Origin of the sequence: Oryzicola mucosus, from assembly GCF_014534685.1 — a bacterium.
Classification (GTDB): domain Bacteria; phylum Pseudomonadota; class Alphaproteobacteria; order Rhizobiales; family Rhizobiaceae; genus Oryzicola; species Oryzicola mucosus.
In genome coordinates, this window is sequence record NZ_JACVVX010000024.1 from 1 (window position 1) to 1,470 (window position 1,470).

A 1,470-nucleotide genomic window follows, 5' to 3' on the forward strand; every position below is an offset into this window, starting at 1 on the left:
ATCCACGCTCAGCTTCGTCACCGCATGCAGAACCTGAGGCAGGTAGTCGTTCTCGAACCGGCTCGACGGCGTGTAGTCGACCGACACAACGCCGCCTGCCTCAAGTTTGACCGAACGGAGAAGATTCGGATTGCCAGAGTTGGCATTGGAAACCGCGAGTGCCGACCACGACCCGACCATATCCGGCAAGCCATCGCCGTTGAAGTCACCGACAAGCGCGGTGTACGACTGATTGAGGCCAGAGTACTGCGTGGCGTTCAACGTCCTGTCGGCACCGACCTGAAGCGCGTAGACCTTGAATGCGCCAAAACCGCCGTGTGATTGGGCCTCACTGCCGTAATTGACGGTGTAAAGATCGGCCTTGCCGTCATTGTCGAAGTCGGCAAATCCATGGTGGCCGCCTCTCCAATCGTCGTTGAAGAAACCCCCGTCATGTAGCCGTGGGATATTGTAGTTCCGCCACTTGAACGAACGCCCGGTGCCAAGGCAGACTTGTTTCACCTCGCCGTTTATAGCTTGAACCAGATCCTGGATTCCATCGCCGTTCAGGTCGACGGCGCCGACGAAAAGCTTCCAGTCACAATCGGTAGGTATCTGAGTACCAGATTCCGTCCAGTTCGAACCGGTCTTATCGAGTTGTTTTCGGTCGATAAAAATCCGGGCACGCCCATTACCCTTGAGATCAAGCACGTTGAAGAATGAGCTGTAACCTGGGCCTTCAGCATGATGATCACCTCCCGCCATCGGCATCAGCATCTCGGCAATACCGTCACCGTCATAGTCAACGATACGCCTTACCCAGCTTAGGCCTGTCGCTCCCGCAACACCGACGGACGATGGGAATGAATCGCAGACTGACTTGAAGTAACTTTCTTGAGACGAGCATGCTTTGAAACCATAGCTTCCCGTACTGTTAGGTGCAATTATTCCACGGCGGCCAAAACCATAGTAGGTTGTCCGAAACCCATTTTCCTCTTGAGTTACTCTTTTGGTCGTAATGTAAAATGGTATTTCACGATACATAGTGTCAGGGTTTAGAACGCCCTCAAATTGCCTAAGGTATGTATTCGATTGGTCATAGTAATTGGTCTGTGTCGAGTTGGTTAAAACATGCTCGGTTTTGAAGGTTTTTTTGGTTCCGTCTGGATTAAATGAATAGTGACTAAATTCTGTATCGTAAGATTGCACTCCGTATTCCACATCATATGCCCCTTTCTTCGTATGAAACCCATATAATTCCTGGTATCCGTCGCCATTGAGATCACCCACCATTGTCGGGTAGAGGCCGCTTTCATTTGGGCCGCTGCTTTCGGGTTCAAAAACATTGTGCTTGAGGGTATGTCCTGGCATCCCCTGATAGGTCATGTTCTGGATGCGTTTTGGTGTTCCTCCGGTGATGGTTCCGTCTGCTGCGACGGTTGCCTCTCGGCCGTATCGGTCGATGCTGGTGAGGCGGGAGGTGTTAGAGAA

Annotated in this window: 1 protein-coding gene; it reads right to left on the reverse strand. The window is 51.8% G+C overall.

All coding sequences use genetic code 11. The features are described from left to right. A partial coding sequence (locus ICI42_RS23400) for an FG-GAP repeat domain-containing protein (protein ID WP_188167019.1) occupies nucleotides 1-1,470 on the reverse strand: 1,470 nt, incomplete at both ends.